The following is a 16,239-nucleotide window of genomic DNA, read 5'->3' as shown; positions in this document are numbered from 1 at the left end:
TCATTTCCTCTTTCGGTTTAACCAGCTCAGTTCGAGCCGGACGTTCAGGGTAAGACGCTCAGGCCGTCTTTAAGCCGAAGTCGTAATGAAAGTAGCGGTAAGGTGTTTCCATCTGCCGGCCATCGGGTGCCTGCCCCGTTGGCTGCTGAGTAAACTCCTTGACCAGTGAATCTTTCACGCCAAATACCGCATCGGAATCGAGATAAGGGTCATCCTCAGCGAAGATTTGAGTGACCAAGGTTTCGTACCCCGGTGCCATCAACATGAAATGCACATGGGCGGGTCGATAAGGATGACGCCCAGTAATTTCGAGCATTTTGCCGACCGGCCCGTCAGTCGGAATTGGATAAGGCGAAGGCGTCACCGTCCAGAAGGCGTAATGCCCCTGGCTGTCCGTGTGAAAACGAGCGCGTAGCGAGGCACTTTCAAGCTCAGGCTTTTGGACGTCATAAAAACCTTCACTGTCTGACTGCCAGACATCAATAGTGACATTCGCCAAGGGCTTGCCCAGGGCATCGTGCACGTTACCCTCGATGAATAACGGCTCACCTTCCACGCCCCAGTTAATGGCGTCGCCTTGGTTGGCTTGGGGAGGGTTTTCAACATAAAAAGGGCCCAACACCGTGCTTTCGGTAATCTTGGGATCACTGCTTGCGTGGTTGATCGCATCCACTAGCATGGTCACCCCAAGGGTGTCAGACAACAGGATGAACTCCTGGCGTTCGTCGTCACACATTTGCCCCGCTCGGGTGAGAAACTCAATCGCCTGGATCCACTCTTTCTCGGTGGGCTTCACCTCGCGCAAATAGGCATGCAGGTGTTTTACCAGGCCATTAAGCAGCGTTTTAAGCCGTTCATCTTCACAGCTGGAAAATTCATCAATTACCGTCGCGGTAATGTTGTCGGTGGTTAAGTTACGCATGCGTTTGCCCTCCCTGCTGTGCTGACACAGGTTCACCTAGTCCTGAAAGGCGCTCGGTATGATGTACAGTGGCGATGTAGTCATCATCGCCATGCCCCGTGGCGATGAGCGCGGTATAGGCTTCGCGCATTTGCGCTGCCAGCGGCGTAGACACCCCAGAGCCGTGGGCACAATCGAGTATCAAATCAAGATCTTTGGCCATCTGGGCAGCCGAAAACGTCGAGGTAAAATCGCGCTCTAAAAGTGGTGGTACCTTGTACTTCACCATCGGCGAACCCACCGCGCTGTCAGAGATAAGCTCTAACATGGCGTCCCATTCAATGTTGCCTTTGCGCGCCAGGGTCAGGGCTTCACTCATCATCCCGGCACTTACGGCAATCATCAGGTTGATCGCCAGTTTAGCCACTCGGGCCTGCTCTTCATCACCCAGCCAGTACTGCGCCTTGGTAAAGGCGTCAAACACAGGCTTGGCCGTTGCCAACGCATCCCGCGGGCCAGACACCATCGCAGACAGCGTGCCAGCCTCTGCTGCCACCGGATTACCTGAGACGGGGCTGCGTAGATATTCAATACCCCGGGCCTTTGCCGCTTCAGCGACGCGGGCCGAGGCTTCAACACTCACCGTACTCGTCTCAATCAAGATACTGCCAGGTATCATGTGGCGAACTAGTTCGCCGGATTCTAGACACAGATTGATCAACGCACGGTCATCAGGGATAGAGACAAACACCATGCCGCAGTCAGCCACCGCACTGGCAAGCTGTTGATGGGGCGTAACCCCTATTTTTTCAGCGAGGGCGAGGCGTTCAGCCGAAAGGTCAAACCCATGAACGGCAGTTCCTGATTGAATAATCCTGGCGGCCATAGGTAAGCCCAACTTACCCAAACCTACCCAAGCCACTTTTGAGGGCGAATGGTTCGTCGTAGAAATGGTTGTCATGAGGTTGCCTCCTGTGTCGATTGCGTTTCACGCGCCAGCAACTCGGCGTGAATTCGGTGGCCAGACTTGGCAAGCTCAGCAATTCCCTTTTCGGTCTCTATCAACAGACGGCCGCCACGTTTTTTGAACTGCCCCGCCACCATGACGCTGTCGACGTTAGCAAGGCTCGTTTGCATAACGACCGTAGAAACGGGGTCGTTAACCGGCTGCATATTGAGCTGGTTGCTATCCAGCAGCACCAAGTCAGCCTGTTTGCCTGGGGTCAAGCTGCCAATGCGGTCGTCAAGCCCGAGGGCTTTTGCCCCATCCAGTGTGATCCAGCCCAGCGCTTCACGGGTGGTAATGGTCGAAGTGTCAGGGATCTTGCCCTGCTCACGGCGCGAGGCATCGTTATCCAGGGCACGTTGCATCCCCAGGGCGGCACGGGCTACGCTGAACATGTCACCAGAAAGCACGGACTCAAGGTCTACCCCGAGTGAGACCAGGCCGCCGTGTTGACGCACCAGCCCGGTCACTGGAAAGCCATGGCCTTGGGTCATCTCATTTTCCGGTGCCACTGAAAACGTCACGCCACTGGCGCAGAACCGAGACATCTGGCCCTCATCCAGGCTCTGGCCATGAACAATGTTAATGTCGGGGCCCAGCAGACCGCGTGCTTCCACCTCGTCCCAGGCGCCGGGTGCCACGGCTTCGCCGCCGCCCTGATGCATCGAGGCAACCAGGCCAAACTCTTTGGCCAGGGCAAAGTCTTGCAGAGTGACGTCCAGGGTTGAGTAATGAGGCCCCAGAATCGCCATCCCCAGGGTGACCAGACCATCAGGATCAGACAGCTCGCCACCCAGCAGCCGCTCAATCTCATGGCGCGGATGAGGGACTTCACTAAAGTGCGGCTGTCCTGGCTTGGGATCGGGCTTGGGCGAGCCGTGCATAAACAGCGCGCGAATGCCTGACTCCTTTAATCCCCAAATGGCAGCGTCTGTATGTTCGGGGGTGGGGTTGTTATGGCACCAGTCGCCCAGCGTGGTGGTACCGCAGTTAAGCTGATTAATCGCCCCCATGCGGGTGGCAATGTAAATATCATTTGGCGTGAATAGTGCTGCCAATCCACGGTGTACATGGCGAAAATACTCAAGCAGCGTCCAGTTAGCGGCAACGCCACGTAGGCCGGTCTGCCAGGTATGCATATGGGCATTCACCAGCCCAGGAATAAGGATGCCGCCGCCACAGTCCATGACCTCGGCCCCCTGCGCGCTGGGGTCTGTTTTCAGCTCATGACCCACTGCAACAATCCTGTCATCCTCGATCAGAATCTGCCCGTTGCTTAACTCGCCCAGCTGCGGATCCATGGTTACCACGGAAGCATTGATAAACAGGGTCTTCATTGAGCCTCCCCGCTATCAGCGTTAGGCCGACGACCTGCCTGGGCATTGCTCAGTAACTGGTGAATTCCCGTGGCTTCTATCTCGCGTGGGTTCCAGTATGGGTTCTGGATGGCAATATCAGTGGCACGCTCAACATCTGCTTCCGTAAAACCAAGCTCAGCAAGCCCACTAGGTGCTCCTACCGCGCGGCCTAAATCAAACAAGCCAGCCGCCGCATCGTCGCAGCCCAGTGCACGACGAATACGAGCCATCGCACCGGGCACCGCAGGCGCGTTATAAGCCAGCGCATGAGGCAGCACAATGGTGTGCGTTTCTGCATGGGGCAAGTTGAAGGAGCCACCCAAGGTATGGCAAAGCTTGTGGTGCAACGACATGCCCACTGACCCAAGGCAAGTGCCACACAGCCAAGCGCCATACAGCGCATCAGAACGAGCCTCAGCATGGGTAGGGTCGCTGGCAATCACGGGTAAACTTCTCGCTAACGCCGCGATGCCTTCCTCTGCCATTAGCGCGATCACCGGGTTGCAGTCGCGGGCATAAAGCGCTTCTACCGCATGGGCAATCGCGTTAATGCCACTAGTCCCCGACATCACAGCGGGAAGTGTTAAGGTAAGATCAACGTCGTAAATCACCGTTTCAGGCAATACTTCAAGGGTGCGCTGAGTGGCCTTGATACCATCGCGGGTCTCCCCCAGAATCGGCGTCATTTCGGAGCCGGCATAGGTGGTGGGAATAGCGATCTGAGGTAAGCCAGTGCGCAATGCAATGGCTTTACCCAACCCAATGGTCGAGCCTCCGCCAATGGCAACCGTGCAATCCACGTTAAGCTCTTTCACCACCTGCAAGGCGTGCTCGGTCACCTCGACCGGCGTATGCATGACGGCGTCAGCGTAAAGGCCAGCCCCCTTCTTACCCAACTGCTCTAGTACGCGGCTTGCCTGCTCGTGCTGCTGGGGCGTTGCCAACACCAGAGCGCGCGAGCAGCCGAGATGCTCAAGCTCTTCACTTAGTTGCGAGAGAGTGCCCCGCCCAAACACCACGCGGGATGGAAGGCCATCATAAACAAAAGGTTGCATGGAACATTCCTTATACGTTTGAAGTGGTCTGTATGCGCACTTTGCAGAGCGCACCAGTCGCTACGCGGCGAACTAGCTCGCCTGCGCCGGCTTACCCATCCCAGTAATCGCTTGCACTAGCTCGTCCTCGCTAACGTTGTCACCATCAAACTCAGCGGTAACGCGGCCGTCATACATAGCGATAATCCGGTTACTCAGGCCAAGCACTTCAGGCATCTCCGAAGAAATCACCAACACGGCGTAGCCAGATTTGGCTAAGTCTTTAACCAAGGTGTGAATTTCCGATTTGGATCCAACATCAATACCCCGGGTAGGCTCATCCAGAATGAGTAATTTAGGATGCGTATGCAGCCACTTGCCGATGACGATCTTCTGCTGATTCCCGCCGCTTAAATTGCCTACCTTCTGGCGCCAGCTGGGCGTTTTTATTTTCATTGCTTGGTGATATTTGTCGTAAACTTCGCGCTCTTTCGAACTCGTCATAAAACCCAGTGACGACACGCTAGACAGACTTGCCAGCGTCATGTTGTCACGACAGTTCATCCCCAAAATCAGCCCTTGATCCTTGCGATCTTCTGGAACTAGAGCAACACCATTGACGACTGCATCATGGGAATTACGAAAACGCACCACCTCGCCATCCAGCACGACCTCGCCAGCAGAAGGCGTTCGTAATCCGAAGATTGTTTCTGCCACTTCAGAGCGTCCCGCGCCTACCAGGCCATACATGCCGACGATCTCACCCTTGCGAACGTTAAAGCTGACATTCTCAAATACTCGCTTCACTGTGAGGTTGCGCACTTCCAGCAGGTTGTTGCCGAAATCACTGGGTTTACTGGCATGATCAAGCTCCAAACTGCGGCCGATCATCATGCGGGTAATCTCGTCTTCGTTGGTATCCGCTGTATTGACGGTGCCCGTGTACTCGCCGTCTCGTAGTACGGAAATACGGTGAGAGAGATGGAAAATCTCATCCATGCGGTGGGAGATATAAACAATCCCCACGCCTTGCTCGCAAAGCGAATTAATCACGTCGTAAAGCACTGGTTTTTCGTGGTCAGTGAGCGATGCCGTAGGCTCATCAAACACCACAACTCGTGGGGTAAACGCTAGCGCACGACCAATCTCCACCATCTGTTTTTTAGCAATCGACAGCGATCCCACTATGTCATCGTGTTGAAAACCACACTTGAGCGTCTCAAGAATTTTATTGGTATCCTCGCGCAGCTTGCGCCAGTCCACACGGTTGAACGGCTTTCTTGGCAGACTGCCCAGAAAGATGTTTTCGGCCACCGTCATTTCAGATACCAACGACTGCTCCTGATGGATAAGAACTACCCCTGCACGCTTGGCATGTTTAGGATTTTCGAAGGCCATCTCTTCACCACCGAGGGTGATCTTGCCCTCATTCGCTTGGTGCTTACCGGCCAGTACTTTCATCAAGGTCGATTTACCCGCGCCGTTCTCCCCCAGCAAGGCATGCACCTCGCCGGGGCGAACGTCGAAATCCACGTTGTTGAGTGCCACCACACCGGGGAATCGCTTGGTAATGCCTGTGAGCTCAAGTATCGGCTCGGCATCAACCGGACGACGTGACTGGATGGGAGAATTCATATCCGCACCTCCTTGGTTGAGGGCGCATTGAGTTTCTTGTCGATAATCAATACCGATATGAGAATCGCGCCTAGAATCACCAGCACATAAAAAGCGGGCACCTGCATTAAGTTCATACCGTTACGCAGGATGCCGATGGCAAGTACACCGCCTAGGGTGCCGACAATGCTGCCGTAACCACCGGTCAGCTTGGTTCCACCTAAAACAACAGCGGTAATCACCCAAAGCTCGTAGTCACGCCCCAAATTCGGTGTCGCTGCCCCCATCTGACTGGCTAGCATCACGCCCGCCAGGGCAGCAAAGAAGCCAACAATAATGAAATTGATCATCATATGACGCCCCAACCGAATACCTGCATCAATCGAGGCTTCTGGGTTTCCGCCTACTGCAAAGGTGTTACGTCCATGACCGGTTCGCGTTAGCACTAGATGCATGATCAAAGTGCAAGTCAGGAAGATGACTGCCAATACTGGAAAAGGCCCGATAGTGCTGGTACCAAAATCTGAGAAGGCAAAATTCAGCGCATAAAACGACTGCTCACCGGTGTATAGGAAGATCAGCCCCCTTATGCCCAGCATGGCCCCTAGCGTCACGATGAAAGCATTTACACCTGTTTTCCATACAATTAGGCCATTGATCGCGCCCAGCAATATCCCCGACCCAAGTGCCGCGAGAATCGCCAGTGTCATACTGATCTCTTGCAAACCTACCGCAAGCGAAGCGGCGAGCCCCAATATCGCTCCCACCGATAAATCGATGTTGCCGTTGATCATCACTAGCGTCATGCCCAATGCGATCAAGCCGATGGTGGAAGTCTGTACCAAAATGTTGGTGACGTTGCCGAACGAGAGGAAGTACTCCGACATCAAGCTGAAGAAAATAAAGAGAGCGATGACAAACACCCAGATTGGCTGGATACTTGTTCTGCCACGGAAGAACCCTTTAATTGAAGTCATGTTGCATTCCTCCGCGTTATGAGTGGGTCGTGAACAAGCTCTTACGCTTGTTAGCGAGATCCAGCCATACGGCCAGAATGATAATTACCCAGGTCACGATCCACTGGATGTAATAGGGGTAGCCCATCAACAGCAGCCCATTCTGGATAAAGCCCAAGATCAGCACGCCCACCACGGTTTTCCAGATACTGCCAGCGCCGCCCAGTAAGCTAGTGCCACCGAGGATGATGCCGGCCAGTACCAGCAGCTCATAACCTTGGCCAACATTGTTTTGCGAGCCCATCACCCGGGAACCAAGTACAAGTGCAGCACATGCCACACAGAACGCTGAAATGAGATAGGTACTGAACACGCACCAGTTCTTACGAATACCGGAGTAAACAGCGGCCATCGGATTGCCACCTACAGCGAAGATGCGTCGTCCGTATCCGGTATAGCTCATCACCACTTGCACCAAAATGGCCAGCAAACCAAACAGCAGGATAGGAACTGCAATCCCCCCTAAATAGCCGCGTCCAAAGAAGGCGAACCACGTTCCCTCTTGGTCGGCGATGTCCACGTTTTGACCACCGCTATAAATCAGCACAAACCCCTGAATCGCTGACAACATAGCCAACGTCACAATGAGCGAATTAAGACGTAGAAAGCCGATCAAAATGCCATTCACAGCACCGATCATCAGCGTTAATGCAAACATCATGAGAATCGCATTGGTGGGGCCAATCTTGTCGTGTAAATCCACCACCAGCACTGTAGAGAACGACAGCATCGACCCCACGGAAAGATCCAGATTGCCGCCAATGATCACCACCGTGACACCGACTGCGATGATGCCAATAATCGAAGCTTGGCGAACCACGGTCATAATGTTCGACTGGGAGAGGAACTGCTCAGAAAATAACGAAAAAACGAACATACCGAGCAGGAAAAAAATGAGAATTCCCTGAGCCGATAGAAAACTCATTACACCTGCCTTGCTAAGCTTTCCTTTCGGCAGACTGGATTTGGATTGTTCTGCGGAAGCCATGCTAATCACCTGTATAAAATCACTTGGAAAGACCGGTTAGCGCAATGGGCAAACAAATTGCCATTGACGCTTTCCGCGCACTCCATGCGCAGGAACCCCTGCTTTCAGGCGCATGCTGTATCCCGGAAACTGCACACTAAAGGCAGTAATTCCGGGCAGCATGCCTTACCTCAGAAAACGGGGCGGTCGAACTCGCTGAGATTTTCAGCGGTGATTTTGGGGGTATCGAAGAAATTCATCTTCGGCAGGTCTTCTCCCGCCAGAACATCCAGTGCCGTCTGCAGAGCAGCTTCAGCATCATCCACGGGAGACTGATAAATAGAACCGTAATACTCACCACGCTCAATCGCATCGTAGCCGACGGCGAAGTTAGTGGCGCCGATAAAAATAATTTCATCAGCTCGGTCAGCGCCTTTAGCCGCATTCAGAGCGCCAACACCCATGTTGTCGTCGCCAGAATAAACGCCGTCAATGCGGTCATATTTGGTCAAAAAATCTTCCATAACCCGCTGGGCACGTTCACGGTTCCAGTTGCCTGGTTGCGTTTCCATCAGCTCAACACCCGGGCACGCTTCGGCTAGACGATCTTCAAATCCCTTTGCACGCTCCATAGCAGTGGTATAGCCAGGCTGGCCCGCAATTTGCACGATCTGCCCTTCTCCACCTAGGGCGTCACACATCATCTCGGCAGAGGAAACGCCTTGCTGTACGTTATCAGGCCCAGAGAAGGCAGCGATGTACTCTAGCCCCGCTTCAGCAATTTTAGAGTTAGTGACGACCACCGGAATGCCGGCATTATGTGCTTGGCGTATAGCGGGAATAACCGCCTGCCCGTTGGTCGGCCAAATAATGATGGCATCAACTCGTTGTTGAATGAGATCCTGCATCTGCCCGATCTGACGAGCGACATCACCACCGGCATCTAGCACCACGATATCGACGTTGCCTGCCTCTTCAGCGGCAGCTTCAAACGCGCTTTCATAGGTTGTTTGATAGCTATCAACCCCCACATTGTTCTGAGTAATACCAATGCGATAAGTATCTTCGGCCTGGGCCGTAGTGATCGACATCATAATGACCGAAGCGGCAATAGCGGTTTTCTTGAACATTGCGTTTCTCCTAACGTTTTTTAGTAATTGTTCTTCAGCCTGCGGGCTATGCAAGCCTGGATTTGGAGCTTACTGCTACGCTTAGATTCGGCACAACGCGGCCGAAGTAGAGAAATGACCAATTTGGTTTTTTTAATAAATTTCTTCCCGAAGCAAGCTAGTGCTAGGGGCGACGTCAACAAGTGTATGAGCCAGCGTGCTCACCAATCGTTGGATGAATGTCCAATTTTTGGGGGGCAGTTCAACTGAGGTGACCTTTTGATTTCTGCTATTTACACCTACCCACTCTACGTAGTTCTTACAATGTCACGCCCCACCGATGTGACCAGATTCATTGAGGATCTGGACGGCGACGTATTGGCTGAACGCCTGGGTAAAATCCTTAGCCACGCAACAGTGGCAGCAACGGACAACCCAAAAAAAGAAAACCAAGATGCCGGTTGCCTTGACGGTCAGAACATCGGCTCCAGTAGTTTAATCAACCATAGATCCTCCATGGGGGCATGCTAACTTAACCAAAATCTGATATAAAAACGAAAAAAGGAAAGCAATATGTCCCGCCTCCCATTAGGTATAACAACTGTACTTACATCACTACTATTCGCCGTTCCAGCCCACTCTGATGCCCCGCTGCGTCTCGCCGTGGACGTTCCATTCGAGCCTTTCGAGTATCGCCTACCCGATGGCACTCTGACTGGCTTCGAGGTGGAGCTGGGAGAAGAAGTGTGTCGACGCATCGAACGCGAGTGCGAGTGGGTGGAGCAAGGCTGGGATGGCATCATCCCCGGTTTATTGGCTCGTAAATACGACGCTATTATGTCCTCCATGGCGATCACCGATGCACGTCGCGAGCAGGTACTGTTCTCCGAACCCTACTACAGCAACCCTAGTGTTTGGGTGACACTGACAGGCCAAGAGATTGATATTGAGGATCATGAAGCTCTTGAAGGTCTTTCGGTAGGCGTTCAGCGTGGCACCATCCGCGATGAATACATTACCGACACCTATGGCGATCTTGTCGACGTGCGACGCTATGCAACGGGGGAAGATCTTGCCGTAGATGTTAGAGCCGGTCGTATAGACGCGGGCTTTATGTATTACCCACTCGCGCTGTCGTCACTCCAAGTCAATGCTGAAGGCAGCGGGATCGTTACCAGCTCGCCGTTGATCCGCGAGCCCAAGAGCTATTTTGGACACGGTGTGGCGGCAGCCTTCCACCCTCGCAATGAAGCGCTGGCGGAGCAGTTCAATGAAGCACTGAGAGAAATCAAGCAAGACGGCACTTATGATGAGCTAATGCATAAGTACGTCGACTACGACATCAAGATTTGAGTTGTTCGTCTATCTAGCGATGTACAGCACCAAGAGGGTAACAGCTGATGTGCCCTCCTCGTTCAGCGTTGGCAGATGCAACGCTGAGCGGGAAATTTATTTTGACCAAGATACTATTGCAAATGCCAGTATGGTCTTGAGACGGAGTCCAGGATGGGTAGTTGCGGTTGCGATGGTCAAGTTTTAGCAGCATTCTAATGATAAATACTTCCATTGCCTTTCCTAAATAAACCTTGCTACTATAACAATGACATCGGAATGTGGAATTTCCTCAGCAAGGATGATGACTATGCGATTAACGCTGTTTTTTTCTGCCAGCATGCTTATATTCTCAAATGCCGCTATTGCTCAACAGAGTGAAGGCTGGCCGCCGCGCTTGTTTAGCGAATCTGTTCGAGGCTGTATGGCGGAGTTTAAAGAGAATGGTGCTATCGCACCTTCTGATGCCGCAGATACCTGCAGATGTATGATGGGTAACGTTGAAAGGGAATTTACCGCTGCCGAGTTCGGCTACTTCATAGAGAACCGCAAAGCTCCAGGATTTTTAGAGCGCTTTGAAGAAACTGTTGCACCCTGCTTTGAATAAATCCTACATTTACGCAACTCCCAAAGCGTCCCAACAATGATTTTTTTATGACACTGCACTGTTTAGGTTTGTATACACGAATATTCACAGCAAATTTACGGTTCTAACAGGCGATGTTTTTTCGGGGGGATTACCACCGGAACTGTCAACGGCGAGACCTGAGCCAGAAGCGTTACGTTTATTGGTGGGCCGACGGTGTCTACAGCAATGTCCGCCTGGATGACCGGCTCTGCTTGCTGGTGATTGTCGGGGTCACCGAGCACGGCGACAAGGAGTTGGTCGCGGTTGAAGATGGCCACCGGAAGTCCGAAGCTAGCTGGCGAGAGCTGCTCACCGGCTTGCGCCTGATGGTAAAACACCAGATTTGACAACACCTCAATAATTTTCAGTTTACGTTTAGTATTACTACTTACTAATTTTCATTTACTCGACCAAGCCCTTCTCCATTAACTCTTCTAGCCAAACATTTGATTGTTCATCGATAATTTCATTCGCTAATGCTGGCCCTACTCTTAACGAGTCAACAGCTTCCACTTTCGCTTTCTCATTTTGATGTAGCTTTCTTAACGCCCGACCCAATGCTGAAGAGATAGTGCGCTGCCCATACTCCTCACAGGCTATTTCCCATGCCTTTTCAGGAATATTCCCCCACTCTCTACGCATCATACAAAGGTCTAAAATATCTTTGATATGGTCGTTGTATCTATCGGCATTGGCAGTCAGCTTGGTAGCAAAACACCCAACTCTACTCACACAGGCGATAGGAAAAAGAGTATTCACTTCTCCAGGTAGCAGGTGTTGATTGCTAAAATTCACGATTTCAAGCTTGATGGGCTGATCGGTACCAACAAGTAACGTCCTTATTGCGTCTCGATCAGCACGAATTTCTCGTCCTGCAAATCTCTCGATTTCGCAGCCCTCTTTTACCAGCTCACCAAAACTAACGTTGGTAATGGTGGAGCGGGCGGCACGGTAAGCATCTGTCCCTATACAAAATAAATCTATGTCTACTGATTCGCGGAATTCATTAAGCTCAAGCGCTATACGCGTGCCTCCACCAAAAAGGATATTATTTTGGTAGAGGAAGTCGGGGTTAAATTGCGAAAGCAGGTGATTGATTCTTTGATGGTGAGGACGAGTAAATGTCATGCTACAAGCATTTGCCCGTGGCCATACTCATGTGCTAACGCTTTAATTAGAGCGCACTCATTGGCGTTCAGCCTACGCTGATCAACGAAACGCCACCTTTGCTCATAAATACGAAAGGCAAATTTAGGATCAACCAAGCGCTCGGCTCGATCCCATAAGATGAGATCCAGTTCTGGATAGTCTTTTCTATTAAGCTTTTTCATTCAAGAAACCCTCCTTATCGGAGAAGTTTGTATGAGGCCTGTTGGCCTATTTCGATGCTTTCACATTGGGTATCACTGTTACCCACTCATCATCATAAGCGATCAATTTTGATCACACAAGGCTAGTAAGGGCACCGTCATACCACACCTTGGTGACCAGCAGCAATGCCAGTTGAGCCAACCCGAGCAAATGCAGCGGGAATAAAGCAACCTGCCAGAGTCGGGCGTCGAAAACGTCGAAGCACTGAACAAAGTGCTGATTAACACCTTTCGGGAGTTTGTCATTGCTTGTTATTGCGACCACTGGCGTGACGCCTACCGAGGTGCTGCATTTCCCCTCGCCTTTGATCGAGACGTACTGATTGCCCGCGCGATCAATGCTCACCACTGGACACCAGGCATTGCCACCAGCCTCTCTACGACCTTGCCCTTTCTCTCATTGACGATCTGGCGACGTTCACGTGTCGTATATGAACCTGCAGGCACTGCACAAGGCAGATTACCAAGCACTCATTCAGCCGCATGAATGACAGTTGCTCGGCTTTAGGTTATTGAAAGACAGTCAAGGGCATAACAATGCAAACCGCACACCTAGCGCCCCACCGCGCACGCGATGTGATAAATCAGCTAGGGTACCGTGGACAAAAGGCAGCACATCTTCCAGCCACTCAGACACATTTTGAACACAGTGGAAGACCGGTGCATTTAGTAGAGGGGCTAATAGGAAGAAACGCAGAGCCAATAAACGAAAAAAACCCCTGACGAATCAGGGGTTTTAGTATCGAGGTGGCGGAGGGACAGGGATTCGAACCCTGGATAGGCTATTAACCTATGCCGGTTTTCAAGACCGGTGCATTCAACCGCTCTGCCATCCCTCCGGCTTATGGGTGCATATAATAACAGCTTTCCCTTGGAAGTCAACGCCTTTTAGTACAAACGTAACCCGACGCGGGTAATCTTTCCGCCTTCCATATCGCTGACCACCCAGTGAATGCCATGCCAATCGACGTCGTCCCCGATTACCGGGTGGCCACCCACGCGCAGGGCGATAAACTCCGCCAGTGTCATCTCCTGTTCACCGGGGCTGAGCGTTAGGCCATAGGCTTGGGCGATATCCTGCATTTGTGCGGTGCCATCCAGGGTAAACGTACCGAAGAAGGCGCGCTCCTGCTTGAGCTTGGCATCGCCATTGAATAGTCGGTTAAGCGCGTACAAGTCCTCTGAGCGGCCGATCACGCAAATCACATCACCCAGCTTCAAGCGCGTGCTGCCCTTCGGGTGCAGCATGGCGTGGTCGCGGAACAGTGCTGAAATCAAAGCACCTGATGGAAAACGCAGCAGCCGAATAGGCACGTCCTCTAAATCCTGGTTCTCGACCCCGTACACAAACAGCTCAAAGTCGTTTTCCGGCAGGATGCCCAGCGGGCCGCGTCGGTTAGGCACGGTGCCTACCGGCACTTCCACCTTCAACCACTTGGCCATCAGCGTCAGCGAGCCGCCCTGAATGAGCAGCGACATCAACACCACGGCGAAGGCCACGTTAAAGTAGAGCGAGGCGTTTTCGACCCCACCGATGACCGGGAATATCGCCAGCACGATAGGCACCGCCCCTCTCAAACCCACCCAGGCAATAAAGAAGGTTTCCCGCCAGCGGAATTTAAAGAACGGCTTGATGGTGATCAGCACGGCCAGCGGGCGGGCAATAAAGATCAGCGCCAGGGCCACTAAACCCGCGGGCAGCGCCACGTCCCATAGCTCACTGGGCGTAACCAGCAGGCCAAGCACCAGGAACAGGCCAATTTGACTTAGCCACGCCAAGCCATCGTGCACAGGCAAAATAAAGTTGAGGTGGCGGCCGGGTTGGTTACCAATCATTAAGCCGGCGAGGTAAATCGCCAAAAAGCCGCTGCCGCCCAGCACGCTGGTTAAACCGAACACGCTGAACCCCAGCGCCAGCGCCAACATCGCGTAAAGCCCTGGGGCTAAATCGAGCCAGCGCAGCAGCTTGGCACTTAGCCAGCCGCCGCCCAGACCGACAATCAAACCAATACCAAACTGGGAAATGAAAAACAGCAGGGTTTCAGTGGGGCCGCCAATATCACCCACTAGCAGCTCAACCAGCATCAGGGTGAGGAAAATTGCCATCGGGTCGTTGGTGCCCGACTCAATTTCCAGCGTCGCCCCTACCCGCTCGTTGAGATTAACGCCGCGGCCGCTGAGCATGGAGAAAACCGCGGCGGCATCGGTTGAACCTACGATGGCGCCCACCAGCAAGCCCTGCACTATTGTTAGGTCAAAAATCCACATCGCGATAACGCCAACAATGGCGCTGGTGATAAAGACACCGAAGGTCGCGAGGGAAAGCGCGGGTTTAAAACCCACCCGGAAGGTTTTGAGGCGGGTACGTAAGCCACCGTCTAGCAAAATCATGGCCAGCGCCAGGTGGCCGATGGCAAAGGCCATGGAGTAGTCGTCAAACTCGACGCCCAGCACACCCTCTTCACCAGCTAGCATGCCTAGCCCGAGGAAGATCAGTAGCAGCGGCACACCCATCATTGACGATAAACGGCTGGCCATAATGCTGAGCGCCATCAGGGAACCGCCTACCAAAAAGAACGTATAAATTGCGTCCATGACTCTCCGTCTCTACATCAATACAGCGCTATTATTGCATGTAACCGTTGAATTTACTGTCTCTTCTCAGCGTCCCCTTATACTCAAGGGGCTGGTCAGGAGCTTTCCCAGGCGGCTACACTTCGCCGTTACAACCCCTGGAGTTTCTGACTATGTTGCGTTGCCTCTCACGCTGTTGGCACCCTATTCTGTTGAGTCTCATCGTTACTTTATTGTTTTCTAATTCAGTTATTTACGCAAATGAAGAGAGTGAAGAAAGCCCTCAAGAAACGCCCCCACTGACGCTAGATACAGACGTGGAGGTGCCGGAAGCATTTTTGCGAACCGATGACAGCGAAAGCGTCGAGGAAGTGCCCACCATGGCGCAGACCCCGGCACCGCCGCTCGAACCACCGCCGGTTAAACACATTACGCTAATGCTGGATTGGTACTTGAGCCCGCAGCACGCTGCCTTGGTGATTGCTAAAGAGCGGGGTCTATACGCTGCTCAGGGCCTTGAGGTGGAGATTCAGTCACCGGCCGACCCTTCCATCGCTATCAAGCTGCTAACCGCAGGTGAAGTCGATTTGGCGCTGACCCGCCAGCCACTGCTCCATCTACATGTCCATAACGGTGCGCCGATCACCCGGATCGCGACATTGATCGAAACGTCGCTAACGGCGGTCATCGTGACGGGCGAAGAGCAGGCGGAAACTGAAAATACCTTGGCAGGGTTACACTACGGTTATACCACCGGTGAAGGCCGAGACTTGAGCATTCCACGTTTACTTCCCCGCTCGGTACAGCAAACCGATGATTTCAACCCGCCTATCAACCTGCACTTCGATCCCATTCGAGCCATGCGGGAAGGTCAGATTGATGCGGTCGCCGATGGCTTTTACCACTACCTTCCTCAGCAGTTGGCAACTGAAGGCATTAACACCCACGTCATTCGCTTCGATGAGCTAGACATTCCTCGAAATGACGGCCTAGTGGTGTTGGCCAATAGCGATACGCTTGCCCGCCGCGCTGATACCTGGTCTCGCTTCGTGCTTGCCCTTGAGCAAGCCAGCCACTGGATTATCGACAACCCTGACGCCGCCTGGAAGCTGCTGATTAGCGCGCACCCTGTGCTCGAAAATGACATTAACGCCAACGCCTGGGAAGATATCCTGCGTCGTATGTCGCTGAGCCCCGCGGCACTAGATAGCCGCCGCTACGCTGGTTTTGAAACCTTTCTAAATAAAATGGGCCTTACTGACGCAACGCTACCTGTATCGCGTTTAGCCGTAGATCCTCACACTTTATAACCACGTATTGATCGCTTTCC

15 protein-coding genes, 1 tRNA gene and 1 pseudogene are annotated in these 16,239 nt (G+C 52.8%); 4 read left to right on the top strand and 13 right to left on the bottom strand.

Going from position 1 to position 16,239, the window contains the following annotated elements; translation table 11 throughout:
• Positions 1 to 58: 58 nt before the first annotated feature.
• The 8 genes from KF947_RS00555 to KF947_RS00520 form a co-directional block, all read right to left on the bottom strand.
• Positions 59 to 922, bottom strand: a complete 864-nt coding sequence (locus KF947_RS00555; protein WP_227405172.1) for an intradiol ring-cleavage dioxygenase — start codon at positions 920 to 922, stop codon at positions 59 to 61.
• Positions 915 to 1,862, bottom strand: a complete 948-nt coding sequence (locus KF947_RS00550) for an NAD(P)-dependent oxidoreductase (protein ID WP_133732456.1) — start codon at positions 1,860 to 1,862, stop codon at positions 915 to 917. Before KF947_RS00550 ends, KF947_RS00555 begins: the two co-directional genes overlap by 8 nt.
• On the bottom strand, positions 1,859 to 3,244 hold the full coding sequence (locus KF947_RS00545; protein ID WP_133732455.1) for an amidohydrolase family protein: 1,386 nt from the start codon (positions 3,242 to 3,244) through the stop codon (positions 1,859 to 1,861). The genes KF947_RS00550 and KF947_RS00545 overlap by 4 nt, the downstream gene beginning before the upstream one ends.
• On the bottom strand, positions 3,241 to 4,320 hold the full coding sequence (locus tag KF947_RS00540) for a maleylacetate reductase (protein WP_133732454.1): 1,080 nt from the start codon (positions 4,318 to 4,320) through the stop codon (positions 3,241 to 3,243). Before KF947_RS00540 ends, KF947_RS00545 begins: the two co-directional genes overlap by 4 nt.
• Before the next feature lie 72 nt (positions 4,321 to 4,392).
• Complete coding sequence (locus tag KF947_RS00535; RefSeq protein WP_223289219.1) at positions 4,393 to 5,934, bottom strand: sugar ABC transporter ATP-binding protein; 1,542 nt, start codon at positions 5,932 to 5,934, stop codon at positions 4,393 to 4,395.
• Positions 5,931 to 6,890, bottom strand: a complete 960-nt coding sequence (locus KF947_RS00530) for an ABC transporter permease (protein WP_227405171.1) — start codon at positions 6,888 to 6,890, stop codon at positions 5,931 to 5,933. Before KF947_RS00530 ends, KF947_RS00535 begins: the two co-directional genes overlap by 4 nt.
• A 16-nt stretch (positions 6,891 to 6,906) precedes the next feature.
• A complete protein-coding gene (locus tag KF947_RS00525; protein ID WP_208862705.1) occupies positions 6,907 to 7,854 on the bottom strand; it encodes an ABC transporter permease in 948 nt (315 codons plus the stop codon).
• Positions 7,855 to 8,087: 233 nt separating this feature from the next.
• A complete protein-coding gene (locus tag KF947_RS00520; RefSeq protein ID WP_227405170.1) occupies positions 8,088 to 9,026 on the bottom strand; it encodes a sugar ABC transporter substrate-binding protein in 939 nt (312 codons plus the stop codon).
• A 552-nt stretch (positions 9,027 to 9,578) separates the two neighbouring features.
• On the opposite strand from KF947_RS00520, the gene KF947_RS00515 reads away from it, so the two are divergent.
• The 3 genes and pseudogenes from KF947_RS00515 to KF947_RS00505 form a co-directional block, all read left to right on the top strand.
• Positions 9,579 to 10,358 (top strand): transporter substrate-binding domain-containing protein, encoded by a 780-nt coding sequence (locus KF947_RS00515; RefSeq protein ID WP_227405169.1) that lies wholly within the window; start codon positions 9,579 to 9,581, stop codon positions 10,356 to 10,358.
• Between the two features lie 289 nt (positions 10,359 to 10,647).
• Positions 10,648 to 10,944: a hypothetical protein gene (locus tag KF947_RS00510; RefSeq protein ID WP_227405168.1), complete on the top strand. Its 297-nt coding sequence runs from the start codon at positions 10,648 to 10,650 to the stop codon at positions 10,942 to 10,944.
• Positions 10,945 to 11,078: 134 nt separating this feature from the next.
• Positions 11,079 to 11,288, top strand: a pseudogene (locus tag KF947_RS00505) (transposase); the annotation flags it as partial.
• 79 nt (positions 11,289 to 11,367) lie between these two features.
• Here the strand turns inward: KF947_RS00505 and KF947_RS00500 are convergent.
• From KF947_RS00500 to KF947_RS00480, 5 genes are all read right to left on the bottom strand, one after another.
• Positions 11,368 to 12,093, bottom strand: a complete 726-nt coding sequence (locus tag KF947_RS00500; protein WP_227405167.1) for a nucleotidyl transferase AbiEii/AbiGii toxin family protein — start codon at positions 12,091 to 12,093, stop codon at positions 11,368 to 11,370.
• Positions 12,090 to 12,296: a hypothetical protein gene (locus tag KF947_RS00495; RefSeq protein WP_227405166.1), complete on the bottom strand. Its 207-nt coding sequence runs from the start codon at positions 12,294 to 12,296 to the stop codon at positions 12,090 to 12,092. The genes KF947_RS00500 and KF947_RS00495 overlap by 4 nt, the downstream gene beginning before the upstream one ends.
• Before the next feature lie 112 nt (positions 12,297 to 12,408).
• Complete coding sequence (locus KF947_RS00490) at positions 12,409 to 12,681, bottom strand: hypothetical protein (RefSeq protein WP_227405165.1); 273 nt, start codon at positions 12,679 to 12,681, stop codon at positions 12,409 to 12,411.
• Positions 12,682 to 13,083: 402 nt separating this feature from the next.
• Positions 13,084 to 13,174 (bottom strand) — tRNA-Ser (locus KF947_RS00485).
• A gap of 49 nt (positions 13,175 to 13,223) precedes the next feature.
• Positions 13,224 to 14,930 (bottom strand): potassium/proton antiporter, encoded by a 1,707-nt coding sequence (locus KF947_RS00480; protein WP_227405164.1) that lies wholly within the window; start codon positions 14,928 to 14,930, stop codon positions 13,224 to 13,226.
• Between the two features lie 212 nt (positions 14,931 to 15,142).
• Between KF947_RS00480 and KF947_RS00475 the strand changes: the two genes are divergently transcribed.
• Positions 15,143 to 16,219, top strand: coding sequence for an ABC transporter substrate-binding protein (locus KF947_RS00475; RefSeq protein WP_319796382.1), 1,077 nt, complete (start codon positions 15,143 to 15,145; stop codon positions 16,217 to 16,219).
• Positions 16,220 to 16,239 lie beyond the last annotated feature (20 nt).

It is taken from the genome of Halomonas sp. FeN2 (assembly GCF_020595105.1).
Taxonomy (GTDB): domain Bacteria; phylum Pseudomonadota; class Gammaproteobacteria; order Pseudomonadales; family Halomonadaceae; genus Vreelandella; species Vreelandella neptunia.
The sequence above is the reverse complement of the archived record's forward strand: the minus strand, read 5'-3'. Positions and strand labels throughout refer to the sequence as shown.

What these genes read in the sequence shown, in the direction of transcription:
- KF947_RS00555 (WP_227405172.1), bottom strand. Translation starts at nt 922, where the DNA reads ATGCGTAACTTAACCACCGACAACATTACCGCGACGGTAATTGATGAA.
- KF947_RS00550 (WP_133732456.1), bottom strand. Translation starts at nt 1,862, where the DNA reads ATGACAACCATTTCTACGACGAACCATTCGCCCTCAAAAGTGGCTTGG.
- KF947_RS00545 (WP_133732455.1), bottom strand. Translation starts at nt 3,244, where the DNA reads ATGAAGACCCTGTTTATCAATGCTTCCGTGGTAACCATGGATCCGCAG.
- KF947_RS00540 (WP_133732454.1), bottom strand. Translation starts at nt 4,320, where the DNA reads ATGCAACCTTTTGTTTATGATGGCCTTCCATCCCGCGTGGTGTTTGGG.
- KF947_RS00535 (WP_223289219.1), bottom strand. Translation starts at nt 5,934, where the DNA reads ATGAATTCTCCCATCCAGTCACGTCGTCCGGTTGATGCCGAGCCGATA.
- KF947_RS00530 (WP_227405171.1), bottom strand. Translation starts at nt 6,890, where the DNA reads ATGACTTCAATTAAAGGGTTCTTCCGTGGCAGAACAAGTATCCAGCCA.
- KF947_RS00525 (WP_208862705.1), bottom strand. Translation starts at nt 7,854, where the DNA reads ATGAGTTTTCTATCGGCTCAGGGAATTCTCATTTTTTTCCTGCTCGGT.
- KF947_RS00520 (WP_227405170.1), bottom strand. Translation starts at nt 9,026, where the DNA reads ATGTTCAAGAAAACCGCTATTGCCGCTTCGGTCATTATGATGTCGATC.
- KF947_RS00515 (WP_227405169.1), top strand. Translation starts at nt 9,579, where the DNA reads ATGTCCCGCCTCCCATTAGGTATAACAACTGTACTTACATCACTACTA.
- KF947_RS00510 (WP_227405168.1), top strand. Translation starts at nt 10,648, where the DNA reads ATGCGATTAACGCTGTTTTTTTCTGCCAGCATGCTTATATTCTCAAAT.
- KF947_RS00500 (WP_227405167.1), bottom strand. Translation starts at nt 12,093, where the DNA reads ATGACATTTACTCGTCCTCACCATCAAAGAATCAATCACCTGCTTTCG.
- KF947_RS00495 (WP_227405166.1), bottom strand. Translation starts at nt 12,296, where the DNA reads ATGAAAAAGCTTAATAGAAAAGACTATCCAGAACTGGATCTCATCTTA.
- KF947_RS00480 (WP_227405164.1), bottom strand. Translation starts at nt 14,930, where the DNA reads ATGGACGCAATTTATACGTTCTTTTTGGTAGGCGGTTCCCTGATGGCG.